The following is a 14,363-nucleotide window of genomic DNA, read 5'->3' on the forward strand; positions in this document are numbered from 1 at the left end:
AATATATTGGCTTTAAAACAGTGGGTGTAGGAATTTTAGTTAATTTTACATGTGACACATTAAAGATGGTGGCTCCAGCGCTGGGCTAAAAACATAAACAGATTGACTCTTTCCATATGTGGAGGGTCTTTTTTTATTCACCTTAATTTCATCTAGTATAATTACGATATATGCCATTTTTAATCAGTTATTATGAAGATTATGTAGATGAAGAGGAGTTATGAGTGAATATCTTGTTGAACTTACTGGCGCGTTAGTTAAACAATTAAAGGCTACTTTGGTGGCTTTTTTTATTGGACTAACTCGCGGTTAGTTGAATAAGAATATCTGGTAAAATAAGGGTTGATTAATAAAATCTAAGTTATAAGGTTGTAAACAGGAGGTCATTGTTATGAGAGTTAAACCAATAGAATTTTATATTCAAAATTTACGTTATACTGTAAGGTCTGCAATAGAGAAAGATGCGAAAAACTTGTCTGAAGTAAGATTACAAATAGATGGTGAAACAGAAAATTTAGACAGAGAAAAAGGCGAGGCGTACATAGATGAATCTGGTTTCAAACAGATAATTAAAGATGACACAGAAAGTATTAGTAACCTATTTTTAGTAGCTGAAGTTAATGAAAAAATTGTAGGTTTTTCAAGATGTGAAGGGAACAAATTGAAAAGAACGTCTCATAAAGTGGAATTTGGAGTCTGTGTGTTAAAAGAATATTGGGGATATAGTATAGGAAAAAACCTTTTAAAAGAATCTGTTAATTGGGCAGATTTAAATGGAATTAAGAAAATAACTTTGAATGTTCTCGAAGCCAATGATAAAGCTATTATGCTTTATAAAAAATATGGTTTTGAAGTGGAAGGTGTTTTAAAACAAGACAAAATTTTATCTGACGGGAATTACTATAATACTATCTTAATGGGAAGGTTTAACGGATAAGGTTAAAAAACAATCCATCTTATAGAACTAACTGGCGCTTTAGTTGCACAAGGTTAGGCTGCTTCGGTAGTCCATTTTTTGTTGCACTAATGGCAGTTTAGTTCAATAAAGAAAATTGTTTTGTAGATTAAAAAATATAGGAATTCGAATATTATTTGGAGAAATATATTAAAAGAGGGGGACGGAAAAATGAAAAAGTTAGATATTTTTTTAATAGCATTAGTTGCTCTCATTGGTGCAATACTCTTTACTTTTCTTCAAGGAAAAATAAGCAATAATTATATCTCATTAATAGTTTTAACTATCGGATTAGGTTTAGGCTTAATTTCTAGATACTTAACTACAAGACAAAAGAAATGAACCCTTTTCTTATTCAACTAACTGGCGCGTTAGTTAAATACGAAAGCAGCCGATGGCTGCTTTTTTAATTTAAGTATTAGGCAGTATAGTTCAATAAGGGATGTTATAATAAGGCAGTAAACTTAATGAATTGAGGTAATTTTGAGTTGAATAAGAAGATACATCTAAAGATAAGCATCCTACTAATTCTTTTCCTTTTAACATGTTATACACTTGTCGGTTGTAATAAAGTCGATAATGTAAGAGACCCTATTTCATTTAAAAAATTAGATATGGAGTATGTTAAAAATAATGATCCAAGTTTTTTTATAGATGATTTGCGTGTATATATAAATGATAAACGTATAGGAAAGCAAGTCGATTTAAGTACTACAGACTATAATTGGGTATTTGATTTATTAATGGAAGATAAAAACAAAAAAGAAATTTATGATGAAAAAAAACCAAAAACTTACAAAATAAAGCTAATATTTGCGGAATATGGATGGACATTTGAACACGATCGTAGTAAGTATAATGGAAAACAATCAATTTTTTATATTAGTGAAAATTTAAAAAATCAATTTATAAGGCAATACTTGGCTTCGCATCCTATAAATACAGTATTAACAAAAACAAAATTTAATTGGGATGAAGAGATAAAGGGGTATATAACAATAATGGAGTATGCCTCAGTCGGACAAGGAATAATGCTTGAATTAGAAGGTAATGACGGAGACCTTCCAATAAAAGTTTACGATATAATTCCCAAAAATACTGCTCCATTAAAAGCAGATAAAACTATTCCGTTTACTATTAGGCTATCTGAGTATCGTGAGAAATTAAATAATAGTAGCTATATAGCTCTTAAAACAAATAGTGGAGATGGTATGACTAGATTTGATTATGACAGAGTTCATTAATAAGAAAAAATAAGAACTTTCTTATTGTACTAACTGGCGCGTTAGTTCAACAACAGGAGTTGCTAATGCGGCTTTTTAGAATATTTATAAATAAAAATATTAAATGAATTCTATATAAAAAAAGGGAGAACTCTTATTTGGACGAGAAAAGAATATATAAACCTCTAGAAGAATATTCAAATGATCAAATTAAAGAAATTTTTAAAAGAAACAATTTTGAGGAATTAGCCAGACTTCCTCTTTCTTTAGGAATGATTCATACTAATTGGAAGTTTGCACAAGACATATGTGTTATGTTATCTATGAATGAAAGTGCATTAATAAGGGCAAATGCAGTACTAGGATTTGCCTATATTGCAAGAACTAATGGAAAATTAGAAAAACATATAATTAAACCTATCGTTTTAAAAGAACTTCGAGAAAATCATGAGTATAACTGGAGAATTATTGATGCAATAGATGACATAAACCTTTTTATGAAATGGAGAATTAGTAAAGTTCAAAAGTATTAAATTAATTTTTACTGTAAATTTTCAACTAATTGGCTCGTTAGTTCAAGATCATGAGTTGCTATGGCAGCTCTATTTTTTTTGAAGTAAATAGCTGTTTGGTGAACAAGGACTTAAAGTGATGCTTATGGAATTAATTAATAAGAGCTTGAAAAGGAGCATTTTCAATGATTAATAGATCGATTTGTGTATTTCCACAATTTGATAATATAGAAAAAATTAATGAAGTTAGGAAGAAATATGATAGTTTGCACGATTTAATCCTGCCACATATCTCACTTGTTTTCCCATTTACAAGTTCTATAGTTAAAGAGGATTTAATGAAACATATTAAAGAAGCTGTAACTGACGTGAGTCCATTTGAACTTACCTTAAAAGGAATAACAGGGAATAATAATCAATATTTATTTCTTAATGTAAAAAAAGGAAATGATGAATTAATCGAATTACATGATAGGCTATACACGGGTATATTAAAAGACTTTCTAAATCGGAATGTTAGTTATGTTCCTCATATGACAGTCGGAAGAATAAATAAAAAGGAACAGTTTGAAAAAGTTATTGATGAAACAAAAGATTTTAATTACATATTTAATACGAGAATTTCAGAATTAACGGTTGAAATAATCGAGGAAGATGAAGGTTCAAAAATCGAATTTAAAATTGAATTAATGTAGAATCCTTATGTAACTAACTGGCGCGTTAGTTCATTATTGTTTAAAAGTTGTAGGATCATCCCTATCTCACTATTTGACAGGATAGTAAAAGTAGGGTAGTTAGAATTGGTGGGGTGGAGAAATGGATATTGTAATTAAGGAAATAAATCAATTTTTTCTGACCTTAAAGTTTAATAAAGTAGTCATTAACGATAAGGAAAACTTTGAGTACAAAGGCGAATACTACATGCTCACTAGAGATGGAAATAACTATTATCTCGAATGTGCATTAACATTAGACGAAGCAAAGAAAAACTGGCATGAGGATATGGAAGCATATAATGCGGAATCTCCTCAAGAAGAATTAATAGAATATATTAAGAATGATATTATGAGGTTTGTTGTCAATACTTATTAAACTAACGGATGCGTTAGTTCATCAACGTGATCGACTAGTAAGTCGGTCTATTTTTAATTGTGCTGGCAATATAGTTCAATAAGAAGGACTAGACTAAATAAAAATAGAATTTTGAAAAAGTAAGGGGGAGATCTTATTAAATACGTTTATCATATGGTTCCAAAAAATATGAGTGGAGAGACACTCATGTCCTTAAATAAAATAAAGCTTTTGAATTCAGAACTATATAAACAGTATTCAAAAAAGTACTATGACCACCCTGAAAGACCAAAACTTTTGGAAAAAGAAATTCCAAAATTGAATTGCCTGTGGAATGATGTTATTCATTTATTACCCTTACATCCACATCTTGTATATGATGGCCTAAGTACTGTTGGTGTTAAAGTAAAAACGGATTTAATGTTTTATAAGATCCCGACTAAAAACTTAGTAAATAATAAGAATGTGGTTTATTTATACAGTAAAGAAAAATATATAGGACCTGCTGAGAAAATAAATAGCGAAGATGTTCATTTTAAAGATATAGAGGAATATGAAGAAATGTATGAGCTTCCAATAGATACCCGAAATTACTATGAGGAAGAAAATAAGAAAGGCAATAAGTTTGGGATGTTTCCATTTATTCCTCACATTTTAAGTTTAGGAGAAGTAAGTATAATAGATGCAGAAGTAATAAATTGGAGTGAGAACAAGTAATCCTAATTATTCTTTATTGAACTAACTGGCGCGTTAGTTAAACAACGATTGGCTGCTTTTGGCAGCCTTTTTAATTGTGCTAACTGGCAGTTAAGTTTAATAAGGAATGTTATAATTGATGAAGTAATTTTAGTTGTTTGAGATATAGAATATTAAATAAATTTAAAGTAAAGGAGAGTTAAAATATATGGTTGAAGAAGGAAGTATAGTTAAACGAACCTTAGATTCTTTAAAAAAACGTTTAGAGGAAAATGGAAATATTATTCAAATACAAGTTGAGGAAGGTTATCTATCAAGAGTGGAATGTACATTTAATCCACCAGCAAGTGATGAAGAAATTAAGGATTTTGAGAAGAAAACAGGTTTAATTTTACCAAATGATTATAAAGAGTTTCTTAAAATTTCTAATGGTTGTCGCTTATTTGATGATATTGAATCTGGTGGAGAAATTGAACTGTACAGTTTAGAACAAATTATTGAATATAATGAATACAATGATGAATTTGAAGGTTGCTATGATATAGCCTACATTTATCAAGATAATATAGTTATAAATTCAAAATATGTAATCGAAAAGAAAAAGAACTACCTATTTTGGAAAGGACATATTGACCAGTTTGAAGAGGCAATTCCATTAGAAATGAACTTTGAATTATGGTTGGATAGATTTATCATTAGCTCAGGTACAAAGTTTTGGTCGTGGTCAATTTATACAGCTGAAAATTACTACGAATTGTCATAGTCTAATGCAACTAACTGGCGCGTTAGTTGAATACCGATGGGCTGCTTAGGTAGTCCATTTTTTATTTTGGCAATTGGTAATCTAGTTTAACAAGGAAATGCAAGTGTTTTTGACGAATAATTGTTTAATACACTAAAGTAGATTAAAAATAAAGGAGAAAGAAATGAAGTTTTTCACAGATGATCTTAATGATATAAAAGGTTATTTAGAACAGTTAAAATTGTTAAAAAAAACGCCTTCATAATAAAGTGTTTATGTTCTTTTCAACCGATTCCTTTCACGATGCACACGTTTTTTCTTTAAATGTTAAGAATAAGTTTAATCCTAATGAGGATGAGGATGAAAAAGATCCTACTTTAATTGAAGCTCATTTATTACATAGTAGCGGTGAGGAATACTTGGTTAAATGGGTAGGTGTAAGAAAATTTCTTATGGATTATGATATCCAAAGAAATACTTATGCAGATAGTAATGAAATAGCATTTGATGGTGAAAGAGGTTTAGATGATTGGATTGTAGATGAAATAACTTCCTATGATAGTGAATACCTTTGTCACGAGATAATACTTGCTTCAGATACATCGATTTTAATTCGTTGCAAAAATATAGAAATGGAAAAGCTATAAATTTAACTTTTCTTATTCAACTAACTGGCGCGTTAGTTGAATAAAACTGGGAATCAGATGAATAAATAATTGTAAAATTTTAATAATTAATTAACTGCTTTTGATAAGTTATAATTTAATTAATTAAATTGATTTAAAGATTTTGGAGGTAACAATGGAAGTCGAATTATCACCTTGGTATGGCATTACAATAATATTAGATATTCTTTTAAAACTTGGAGGAATAGTAGCAATAATCTATTTCCTTTACTTACTTCGTAAGTTAGTCAATAAATTATAATTTTTAAAAAAAGGACAGTCATACAAAATTTGACTGTCTTATTTATTATTACTGCTTCTGCAACTAACTGGCGCGATAGTTAAAAAGGAGGATTTATGAAAATTGAAGAAAAAGATGACATAGTAATAATAGATGGTTTTGAAATTGATGGGTTCATAGATGAAAAACTATGTACGATTTGTAAAGTCAATTTAGTTTACTATGAGGATTTTGATGCTTATTTTTGTCCTAAATGTAATTGCTGGACTGAAAAAAAGTGTGGTGATCCAGACTGTCTTTATTGCTTCAAACGGCCTGAAAAACCCTTACCACATAAATAGATTAATTCAACTAACTGGCGCTTTAGTTTAACAACATAATCGACTATTTAGTCGATTTTTTTATTGCTCTAAATGGCAGTAAGTGGAATAAGGAATGATAATTTAATGATATATATCTTAAACTGAATAGCTCATATTTTGAGCCTTGTCTTTGTGTTACTTATTTATATTAATCTTAAAGGATTATCATCAATAATTGTAGAATAAATCAAAATTGAACAAGTTTTATTAAATCTAATTATTGTTATTTATGATTTTTACTCTTAGGGAGGATTAATAATTGATGGATATAGATAAATTAGATGAATGGTCTAACTTTGCTGAAAAAATGGTTCGTGCGGCTGGTAAAAAGGTCGTTGAACTAAAAAGAGAATCCCTAGTTGAAATGACTTATAAGAAGGTTGGAGAACTAGTTACATCAGCAGACTTTGCTTCTGACCAAATCATTCGTGATGCAATTGAAAAATGTTATCCTGAACATCGTATTCTGTCCGAAGAAAATATCACAAAAGAAATTAATAAAGAAACATTTAAAGGTCCTCTTTGGATTGTTGATCCATTAGATGGTACCGTAAACTATTCAAAAAACCTTCCTCATTTTGCAATCTCCTTAGCAATTGCTATTGATGGAGTCGTTTGGGTAGGAGTTGTACACTCTCCAGAACTGAATATTACTTTTATTGGAATTAGAGGTAGAGGTGCATTTTGCAATGGCGAAAAAATTTCGGTTAACGGAATAAAAGCATTATCGGATGCAGTAATTGGCACAGGTTTTCCTCATGATAAAAGCCAGATAAAAGAGGCACTTACAAGAGTAAATAAACTTGCCACTCATTGCAGAGATATTCGTCGTTTTGCTGCTCCAACATTAGATATATGTTATGTAGCATCAGGATTACTTGATGCACATACTGAAAGTTTAGCACCTTGGGATGTTGCTGCTGCCGGATTAATCGCTCGTGAGGCTGGAGCAAAAATTGGACATGTGGGAATAGTCTCAGAAAGTACTCCTTTTGAATTAAATGGCGAAGAAATTGTTTATGCTACACCTGGTATCTTTGAAGACCTCTTAATATTATTACGAAAAAAATAATAATATATCTTACCTTATTCAACTAAATGGCGCGTTAGTTGAAGATTACGAGTTGCTTGCAGCTCGTTTTTTATTGTCAGTAAATAGGATAATAGTGAAATAAGAACACTGTGAATTAGTGGATATATAATTTAAAATTGACTTATGTAACTTTCGACTAAATAAGGGAGTGAAGTTGTGAATGCAAAATGAGCTAAAGCAAATAATCAAAGAAATAATAGCACCTCTGTTTAAGCAAAATGGCTTTAAAAAGAAAGCAAATAACTTCGCAAAGATTTTTCCGGAATTTGCATGGACAGTTAACATCCAGTCCTCCAAGTGGAATTCAGAGGATGAAGTGGAGTTCACCATTAACACAGGAATATATAATGAAAAATTATTTCGAGCAATAAACGAATGGGAACCGTCGAATTTTCCAATGGAAGTAGAATCTGTATTAAGGATTCGAATTAATGAATTAAAAAATTCATCACAGAATTGGTATAAACTCTCTAAGGCTACCAATTTAGATGAAGTAAAAAAGCAGGTTGAAAAAGACATACAAAACGTGATTCTTCCGTATTTTGAACAATTTAAAACTATAGAAGATGTCATTAGAGGATTAGAAAATAAAGAGGAACTTGGATTATATGAAAATCCGCATTACCTGACAATTCTATATGAAATATACGGTGAGCATGATAGAGCCCAAAGAAGAATAAATGAAGTATATGCAAAAACAAAAGATCATTTACAAAAGGAATTCATAATTGAACTTGCTAATAGGTTAGGATTAAACGTTAATTGATTTAAATGTTCTAATTTCCTTGTACAACTAACTGGCGCGATAGTTGCATAACGATTGGGAGTCGATAATCGACAACTTTGTTTAATTAGTACACCAACTCAGGAGGATTAGTATGGATTTGAAATGGTATTTATTTGAACATAGTTATTTGACAGGCATTAATATCGATCCTGTGGGGTGTTCACTAACACTTCATATTGATGCCAAAATAACATATGATCACCCTAATGGAAGAGAAAGTAACGAAGCAAATTTTGAAGAAATAACGATCCGCTTTGTAGGTGTACAATATTTAAGAATGGTTAATAGTTTAAATTTACTTACAAATCCAAACGATGACCTTGGAAGTATTGAGGAATTTGAATTAAAAAGAACAAATTCACAAAGTAGTAGCTTAGATGTTGTTGAGAAAAAAATAATGATTTCAAATTCAAAAAAACTATCTTTTCTCAACTTTGTTTCTGAATTGATAACTTTTGAAATTGGATTTGAAAAATACATTGTTTTATTAAGAGAATAATTGTTCTAATTCAACTAACGAGGGCGTTAGTTGAATAACGATGGGCTGCTTCGGTGGTCCATTTTTTATTGCGCTAAATGGCAGGTTAAGTTGAATAAGGAATGATATAATTTATGCAAATTATGAAGATACTTTTTATAGTCGAGGCAGTTTACCAGCAGTTGTTTGTCCCTTACCAAACTAGTAACTAAAATCGGGGTGTTCGAATGAAAAAGTATAAAGGCGTTGTTAAAGATAATGTTTTTGAACAATTTTCGGAGATTTGTGGGAAAGATTTATACAATCATGCGTTTAATACATTAAGTATCGAACAATACATTTCAGTTGGGAATATTTTATGGCCAGAAGTGATAGAAATAGATGGTTATATCTTTATTTCAGAATTTTATAAATCTAACGCTAGTAATATTGAAGAGTTGGAAGAACGTTTCTCTAAAGACCGAAAGCAAATTGAAATGTACGTTAATAGTTGGTCATTAATTGAATTTGCATCAGGTACAACCGATGAATCATTAAATAATGATAATTTATTCGGAGAATTTTCTGATTTGATCAAGTTTTTTTGGACGATGAGGTTTAATCAACTCTTTCCGGATAAAGAGATTGTAGTTGAAGTCGGATACGCTATTATGGGTGAAAGTGGAGAAACAATTACTGTTTATCAAAATTAGTACGTAAAAACTTGCGATATCATTATGTAACTAACTGGCGCGTTAGTTGAACAATGTTAAAGAAAAGATTAACCGTAGAAAGCCATAACCTAAGGAGGAGTTACTTATGAAATTTATGATGGTTGTAAAGGCTTCAAAGGATTCTGAAGCAGGGACAATGCCAAGTGAGCAAATGGATCTGATGTTTGCTGCGATGAAGAAATATAATGAAGAACTGAAGAAAGCCGGAGTTCTGGTGTCAGTTGGTGGACTCCATCCAAGCTCTAACGGTATTCGTATTACTTACCCTGTTCCTGGAGAACCGCCGACCATTACAGAGGGGCCATTCCCTGAAGTCAATGAGTTGATTGCAGGATACTGTTCATAAATGTGGAATCTCGTGAGGAAGCCATCAAATGGGCGATGCGCGCGCCAGATCCACATGGTCTTGGAGAAGGACAGATTGAGCTTCGCCAAGTATTCGAATAGACCGATATGCTAAACATTGGATTATCAAGGATTCAAAAGAAGTGATTCTAATCATACATAAAGCTAGCAATTAAAGATTTAAATCAATAAGAATTACGGCTAGGGATCCTGTTGTCTGTGAAGTATTCTACTTAAACTAACTGGCGCGTTAGTTCTATAAAGTCCACCGCTTGTATAACTAAATTTAACAACTATAAACACTAATACTGATTTATAAATTAATTAAAGACCGATATAAGGGGAGAAGAAGGAGAATAAATTATGACAGAAAAATCCAAAGTAGCTTTGGCTGAAAAAATATTAAGTAAGCACAAAGAGTTGGAAGAGTTGAAAATTGGTCTTTATGGTACAGAAATTAAATATAAAGGTTCTTATACAATTGTAGACCGTATAGAAGGTTTAGATGTTAGACTGTATGTTCAAGAAGAAGATGGAGGTCTATCAAACTATATTAAGATACCGCTTCAAGACCTACTTCCATATTTAAATTGATATACCCAATTGCACTTTCGGTAATCCGTCAAAATTCGTAGGAAACGCTCCATTTAGTATTATAAGGAGATCAATATTCTTATGTAACTAACTGGCGCGTTAGTTGAAGATCAATAGCAGCCATGAGCTGCTATTTTATTTAGGAATTTGGCTGTTTAACTTTACAAGTATTAGATTGTTGTTCTAGGTCTGCGATATTATACTAAAACAAAATAATAATTGAGTCTTCGATTTATAGGGTAATAACAGGAGGATGAAATGAATAAGTACGAGGATATAAAAAGAATAATAGCTGAAGCTGGGAATTCAGTTGATTTTGCAGACTACGGAGATGGAATTTCAGAAGAATGGATAATAAAAGCGGAAGATCGTTTGGGTTTTAATCTCCCAAATTCATACAAATGGTGGTTAAGTAACTATAGCGGGGGAGAAATCTTTGGTGAGGAGATATTTAGCATTTATGAACAAGATTTTGATACCGTTGTTGGTGGAGATATAGTGTATATGTATGAATTAAATAAGAAAAACAAATATTTCGATGATGATAAAGTTGTAATATGTGAATCAAGTGATGATATTTTTTATTTTGATCTATCAATAAGTTTAGAAGAAGATGAGAACGAAATACCAATCTATTCCTTAAACAATAATAAAAAATATGCAGATGATTTTATCGAATTTTTAAAGAAAAGGATCACAGCAAATAACCAATAGATCTTTACCGTATTAATGAATGAAACTGACATTATGTCGGTTTTCCTTATTGAACTAACGGATGCGTTAGTTGAAGATTAAGAGCAGCCAATTGGCTGCTTTTTTATTTAAGTATTTCGCAGATTAGTTGGATAAGAAATGATAAACTAAATATAAAAATAAACACTAATCATATGGTGCATAGAATTAAGCAAATGAATTATTATGATTAATCCACATACATATTAAACTTAAAAGGGGTCACATATTTATGTTAGAAACTCAAATTATTATTGGAATTCCTGGTAATTGGAAGAATAGAACTGAAATAATTCAGTCAGTTGTTTCTAAAAGTGAAGGTTATTTGATGGCTGGTAATATCATTCATAACTCACAAAAAAACATTGGATTTCAAGTTGAAGTCTATGATCATGATCCAAATCTAAAGGAAGCATTTATATATGCAAGTAGAGATACTTTTCAACATACTTTACTAGATAATATTGAACACCATACCTTTACCATTTATATAATTGCAGATGCAAAAAGTATAGAGGATGTGAAAGAGGTTGTAGATGTAGGGGTTGGCTTATTAAAAGCAGGCGGATTAGCAGTTAAAATTGAGTCTTCTGGTGTTGCTTACACAAAAGAGGATTGGAACGAACTTCATTCGAATAAAGATATATTTCCTCTCTATTCACATTTTGTCACTCTCATTGGGGAAAATGAGTGTTATTTCTCATGTGGTATGAAGGCATTTGGTCTTCCAGACGTTGTAATTTCGTCTACTATTGACCCTGAAGAAGCAGCCGACATTTTAAATAATTTTAATCTCTATAATATAGTTGAGAATCCCACTTTTAATAATGGAGAAACATTTAGTGTCGGCGAAGATACACCTGTATTAAAGATAACCGCAGTTAATGATTTTAGATATGATGAAGTGGATTTGTTTTATAACCCATTTGGATTGTTAGAATTAAAGCCAATATAAATAAAATAATTAATATATTTCTTATGTAACTAACTGGCGCTTTAGTTGAACAAAATGATCGGCTGTATAGTCGATTTTTTTTTTGTACTAATGACAGTTTAGTTGTAAGAAATGATAAAATATAAAGATAAAAATATTATTAATAGGAGTAATACATGAAAAAGCATACTTGTCCGTGTTGTGGGTATAAATCATTAACGGAGCGGAATGAATATGAATCATGTCAAGTCTGTATGTGGATGGACGATGACATCCAGGAGGATAAGCCTTATACAAGTAGAGGTGCTAATCAAGAAACACTAGTAGAAGCTCAAAAGAATTTTATTGAAATAGGCAGAGCCTCTAAAACATTATTTCCTTCACATATTCCGCCATTAACAAAATATGAAAAAGATAAAAATTGGAAACCTTTAGATTAATATAAATGTGTTACCAAACATGCATATGTTATTAATTAAAGGTACAAATTTTAATAGACTTATACAACTAACTGGCGCTTTAGTTGAATAATAAAGTCTGTTTTAGGGCCTTTTTATTATACTAACTGGCAGGAGAGTTAAACAAGGAATTAAGAGAAGATTAAAGAATATATAAGTTATATGAAGCAAAAAAGATGAAAATTAGGGGAGACAAATTTATGTTTCAAACATTTGGTTTTTCTATTGTTTTTGCGATTATTTATATGCTAGTTACACTAAATTTAGGTGAAATTGCAGATAAAGATACAGTTACTCAACTAAATTTCGGATTAATAATTGGTACATTAATATGGATAGGAATAAAAATAACAAATAAATGGGATAAATCTTAGTTAACATAAAACGATTTTAATTCTACTTATTCAACTAACTGGCGCGTTAGTTGTACAATGCTGGACTACTTCTGTAGTCCTTTTTATGTTCTAACTGCGAGAATAATTTAAAAGTAAAAGTAGTAAACAGGTGTATAATAGTTTGAAATAATTTTACAAGATTGGAGAGAAACTTGACATATCATATTAGAGTAAGAGCAGGGGCCGTTATTTTAGAAAATAATTCAATTCTCTTAATTGAATATAATGATGAAAATGGATTGCATTATAATTTGCCAGGGGGTGGAGTTAATCCAAATGAAACAATTTTAGAAGCAGCTCGAAGAGAAGCAAAAGAAGAAGCCTCAATTGATGTAGAAGTAGGTTCGTTAGCTTTTGTATACGAGTATTCTCCTCATTTAAATGCAAATAAATATGGAAAGACAAATTCATTACAACTAATGTTTGAATGCAAATTAAAAGATGGTTTTATTCCAAAGATGCCTAAAAACCCCGACTCGAACCAAACTGGTGTTAAGTGGGTACCATTATCTGAATTAAATAATGTAGTATTGTATCCTAACATTCGAAAACACATAATTGATTATGCAGAAAACAAAAAAAATATCGAAATAATTGAAGAACATTCGTTAGAAGAATACGTTTTAAAATAAATTCTTATTGAACTAACTGGCGAGTTAGTTGAACAAAACTATCGAGCTGAGAGATCAGCTCCTATTTCACTATTTGGCAGTGTAGTTGAACAAGGAGTGATATAATATCAAGTAAAAAAGAAATTATAGTTTTTGTGTTATTAGCCAAATAAGTAAATAAGATGTTAATAAAATAGGGGTGTTTATATGGATTATGACGAACTGATGACTTTTCAAGGTGATATCTATTTGAATTCTATATTTGAGCCTCAAGATAACGCATTAATACTTGATATTGATCGATGTAAAGTCAATGAAACGATGGAAAGTGCTATTAAAAATTATCAAACCATTGATACAGACGAAACTCTCCCAATTCTTCGAATTGAGTTTGATTGGTATATTGCATACTCTGTTAGAAACGAAGGTTTTACTGTAATGGATGAATATGAAGTTTTTGAGGGAAATACCTTTTGTATTTATTCCAAGTCAAGATATTTAGATTTTGTAGAAGTAAGCACCATTGCTTCAGATAGCTATCCAGGACCATTCAAGCACTATGGCATTGTGGCACTAAACCACATTATTGATGTAATATCTCAGGAGCCTCCAACCATTACATTGGTCAACCGAACCTCTTCCAACACAGACATATAATACATTGCCTGGACTTAAAGACTATCCATTAGAATGTTTCCATACAAATCGGTATAAAATCGATGAAATGGCTGGTTCGTCAGAATTTTTTTAAGTATC

General features: G+C 30.7%; 22 protein-coding genes and 1 pseudogene. All 23 read left to right on the top strand.

The annotated features are described in order from the left end of the window. Positions 1-391: 391 nt before the first annotated feature. The 23 genes and pseudogenes from CAB05_RS06930 (at position 392) to CAB05_RS07025 (ending at position 14,264) form a co-directional block, all read left to right on the top strand. Positions 392-937 (top strand): GNAT family N-acetyltransferase, encoded by a 546-nt coding sequence (locus CAB05_RS06930; RefSeq protein ID WP_087999094.1) that lies wholly within the window; start codon positions 392-394, stop codon positions 935-937. Between the two features lie 189 nt (positions 938-1,126). Continuing rightward, entirely contained in the window at positions 1,127-1,297 is a 171-nt protein-coding gene (locus CAB05_RS22075; protein ID WP_158093199.1) for a hypothetical protein, read from the top strand. Between the two features lie 146 nt (positions 1,298-1,443). After that, the gene (locus tag CAB05_RS06935) at positions 1,444-2,199 is read left to right on the top strand and encodes a hypothetical protein (protein ID WP_087999095.1); all 756 of its coding nucleotides are present in this window, start codon (positions 1,444-1,446) and stop codon (positions 2,197-2,199) included. 137 nt (positions 2,200-2,336) lie between these two features. Beyond that, positions 2,337-2,711, top strand: a complete 375-nt coding sequence (locus CAB05_RS06940) for a hypothetical protein (protein WP_087999096.1) — start codon at positions 2,337-2,339, stop codon at positions 2,709-2,711. Positions 2,712-2,875: 164 nt separating this feature from the next. Further along, the gene (locus CAB05_RS06945; RefSeq protein WP_087999097.1) at positions 2,876-3,385 is read left to right on the top strand and encodes a 2'-5' RNA ligase family protein; all 510 of its coding nucleotides are present in this window, start codon (positions 2,876-2,878) and stop codon (positions 3,383-3,385) included. Positions 3,386-3,506: 121 nt separating this feature from the next. Then, complete coding sequence (locus CAB05_RS06950; RefSeq protein ID WP_087999098.1) at positions 3,507-3,782, top strand: hypothetical protein; 276 nt, start codon at positions 3,507-3,509, stop codon at positions 3,780-3,782. A 153-nt stretch (positions 3,783-3,935) separates the two neighbouring features. After that, positions 3,936-4,478, top strand: a complete 543-nt coding sequence (locus CAB05_RS06955; RefSeq protein WP_087999099.1) for a group-specific protein — start codon at positions 3,936-3,938, stop codon at positions 4,476-4,478. Between the two features lie 187 nt (positions 4,479-4,665). Then, positions 4,666-5,220 carry an SMI1/KNR4 family protein gene (locus CAB05_RS06960; protein ID WP_087999100.1) on the top strand — a complete coding sequence of 185 codons (555 nt, stop codon included), beginning with the start codon at positions 4,666-4,668 and terminating at the stop codon, positions 5,218-5,220. 254 nt (positions 5,221-5,474) lie between these two features. Next, positions 5,475-5,846, top strand: a complete 372-nt coding sequence (locus CAB05_RS06965) for a hypothetical protein (protein WP_235821389.1) — start codon at positions 5,475-5,477, stop codon at positions 5,844-5,846. 154 nt (positions 5,847-6,000) lie between these two features. Further along, positions 6,001-6,126, top strand: a complete 126-nt coding sequence (locus CAB05_RS22600) for a hypothetical protein (protein ID WP_268876387.1) — start codon at positions 6,001-6,003, stop codon at positions 6,124-6,126. A 95-nt stretch (positions 6,127-6,221) separates the two neighbouring features. Beyond that, positions 6,222-6,446 (top strand): hypothetical protein, encoded by a 225-nt coding sequence (locus CAB05_RS06970; protein WP_087999101.1) that lies wholly within the window; start codon positions 6,222-6,224, stop codon positions 6,444-6,446. Between the two features lie 283 nt (positions 6,447-6,729). Further along, positions 6,730-7,539 (top strand): inositol monophosphatase family protein, encoded by an 810-nt coding sequence (locus tag CAB05_RS06975; protein WP_087999102.1) that lies wholly within the window; start codon positions 6,730-6,732, stop codon positions 7,537-7,539. Positions 7,540-7,720: 181 nt separating this feature from the next. Then, a complete protein-coding gene (locus CAB05_RS06980; RefSeq protein WP_087999103.1) occupies positions 7,721-8,326 on the top strand; it encodes a DUF4304 domain-containing protein in 606 nt (201 codons plus the stop codon). A 112-nt stretch (positions 8,327-8,438) separates the two neighbouring features. Beyond that, positions 8,439-8,846 carry a hypothetical protein gene (locus tag CAB05_RS06985; protein ID WP_087999104.1) on the top strand — a complete coding sequence of 136 codons (408 nt, stop codon included), beginning with the start codon at positions 8,439-8,441 and terminating at the stop codon, positions 8,844-8,846. Positions 8,847-9,052: 206 nt separating this feature from the next. Then, a complete protein-coding gene (locus tag CAB05_RS06990; RefSeq protein ID WP_087999105.1) occupies positions 9,053-9,517 on the top strand; it encodes a hypothetical protein in 465 nt (154 codons plus the stop codon). Between the two features lie 106 nt (positions 9,518-9,623). Next, positions 9,624-9,985 (top strand): annotated as a pseudogene (locus tag CAB05_RS06995) (YciI family protein). Positions 9,986-10,246: 261 nt separating this feature from the next. Beyond that, positions 10,247-10,477 (top strand): hypothetical protein, encoded by a 231-nt coding sequence (locus CAB05_RS07000; RefSeq protein WP_087999106.1) that lies wholly within the window; start codon positions 10,247-10,249, stop codon positions 10,475-10,477. A 258-nt stretch (positions 10,478-10,735) separates the two neighbouring features. Continuing rightward, complete coding sequence (locus CAB05_RS07005; protein ID WP_087999107.1) at positions 10,736-11,191, top strand: SMI1/KNR4 family protein; 456 nt, start codon at positions 10,736-10,738, stop codon at positions 11,189-11,191. Between the two features lie 250 nt (positions 11,192-11,441). Beyond that, positions 11,442-12,164, top strand: a complete 723-nt coding sequence (locus CAB05_RS07010; RefSeq protein ID WP_087999108.1) for a DUF4261 domain-containing protein — start codon at positions 11,442-11,444, stop codon at positions 12,162-12,164. A 155-nt stretch (positions 12,165-12,319) separates the two neighbouring features. Further along, positions 12,320-12,583 carry a CPCC family cysteine-rich protein gene (locus CAB05_RS07015; protein ID WP_087999109.1) on the top strand — a complete coding sequence of 88 codons (264 nt, stop codon included), beginning with the start codon at positions 12,320-12,322 and terminating at the stop codon, positions 12,581-12,583. A gap of 218 nt (positions 12,584-12,801) precedes the next feature. Then, positions 12,802-12,975 (top strand): hypothetical protein, encoded by a 174-nt coding sequence (locus CAB05_RS22080; RefSeq protein WP_158093200.1) that lies wholly within the window; start codon positions 12,802-12,804, stop codon positions 12,973-12,975. A gap of 173 nt (positions 12,976-13,148) precedes the next feature. Further along, positions 13,149-13,628, top strand: coding sequence for an NUDIX domain-containing protein (locus CAB05_RS07020; protein WP_087999110.1), 480 nt, complete (start codon positions 13,149-13,151; stop codon positions 13,626-13,628). A gap of 186 nt (positions 13,629-13,814) precedes the next feature. Further along, on the top strand, positions 13,815-14,264 hold the full coding sequence (locus tag CAB05_RS07025; protein WP_087999111.1) for a hypothetical protein: 450 nt from the start codon (positions 13,815-13,817) through the stop codon (positions 14,262-14,264). Positions 14,265-14,363: the final 99 nt, after the last annotated feature.

Origin of the sequence: Gottfriedia solisilvae (assembly GCF_002128405.1) — a bacterium.
GTDB lineage: Bacteria > Bacillota > Bacilli > Bacillales > Bacillaceae_G > Gottfriedia > Gottfriedia solisilvae.

What these genes read in the sequence shown, in the direction of transcription:
- CAB05_RS06970 (WP_087999101.1), top strand. Translation starts at nt 6,222, where the DNA reads ATGAAAATTGAAGAAAAAGATGACATAGTAATAATAGATGGTTTTGAA.
- CAB05_RS06950 (WP_087999098.1), top strand. Translation starts at nt 3,507, where the DNA reads ATGGATATTGTAATTAAGGAAATAAATCAATTTTTTCTGACCTTAAAG.
- CAB05_RS06955 (WP_087999099.1), top strand. Translation starts at nt 3,936, where the DNA reads ATGGTTCCAAAAAATATGAGTGGAGAGACACTCATGTCCTTAAATAAA.
- CAB05_RS07000 (WP_087999106.1), top strand. Translation starts at nt 10,247, where the DNA reads ATGACAGAAAAATCCAAAGTAGCTTTGGCTGAAAAAATATTAAGTAAG.
- CAB05_RS06975 (WP_087999102.1), top strand. Translation starts at nt 6,730, where the DNA reads ATGGATATAGATAAATTAGATGAATGGTCTAACTTTGCTGAAAAAATG.
- CAB05_RS06985 (WP_087999104.1), top strand. Translation starts at nt 8,439, where the DNA reads ATGGATTTGAAATGGTATTTATTTGAACATAGTTATTTGACAGGCATT.
- CAB05_RS22075 (WP_158093199.1), top strand. Translation starts at nt 1,127, where the DNA reads ATGAAAAAGTTAGATATTTTTTTAATAGCATTAGTTGCTCTCATTGGT.
- CAB05_RS07010 (WP_087999108.1), top strand. Translation starts at nt 11,442, where the DNA reads ATGTTAGAAACTCAAATTATTATTGGAATTCCTGGTAATTGGAAGAAT.
- CAB05_RS06965 (WP_235821389.1), top strand. Translation starts at nt 5,475, where the DNA reads ATGTTCTTTTCAACCGATTCCTTTCACGATGCACACGTTTTTTCTTTA.
- CAB05_RS06930 (WP_087999094.1), top strand. Translation starts at nt 392, where the DNA reads ATGAGAGTTAAACCAATAGAATTTTATATTCAAAATTTACGTTATACT.
- CAB05_RS22600 (WP_268876387.1), top strand. Translation starts at nt 6,001, where the DNA reads ATGGAAGTCGAATTATCACCTTGGTATGGCATTACAATAATATTAGAT.
- CAB05_RS07015 (WP_087999109.1), top strand. Translation starts at nt 12,320, where the DNA reads ATGAAAAAGCATACTTGTCCGTGTTGTGGGTATAAATCATTAACGGAG.
- CAB05_RS06960 (WP_087999100.1), top strand. Translation starts at nt 4,666, where the DNA reads ATGGTTGAAGAAGGAAGTATAGTTAAACGAACCTTAGATTCTTTAAAA.
- CAB05_RS07025 (WP_087999111.1), top strand. Translation starts at nt 13,815, where the DNA reads ATGGATTATGACGAACTGATGACTTTTCAAGGTGATATCTATTTGAAT.
- CAB05_RS06945 (WP_087999097.1), top strand. Translation starts at nt 2,876, where the DNA reads ATGATTAATAGATCGATTTGTGTATTTCCACAATTTGATAATATAGAA.
- CAB05_RS07005 (WP_087999107.1), top strand. Translation starts at nt 10,736, where the DNA reads ATGAATAAGTACGAGGATATAAAAAGAATAATAGCTGAAGCTGGGAAT.
- CAB05_RS22080 (WP_158093200.1), top strand. Translation starts at nt 12,802, where the DNA reads ATGTTTCAAACATTTGGTTTTTCTATTGTTTTTGCGATTATTTATATG.
- CAB05_RS06990 (WP_087999105.1), top strand. Translation starts at nt 9,053, where the DNA reads ATGAAAAAGTATAAAGGCGTTGTTAAAGATAATGTTTTTGAACAATTT.
- CAB05_RS06980 (WP_087999103.1), top strand. Translation starts at nt 7,721, where the DNA reads ATGCAAAATGAGCTAAAGCAAATAATCAAAGAAATAATAGCACCTCTG.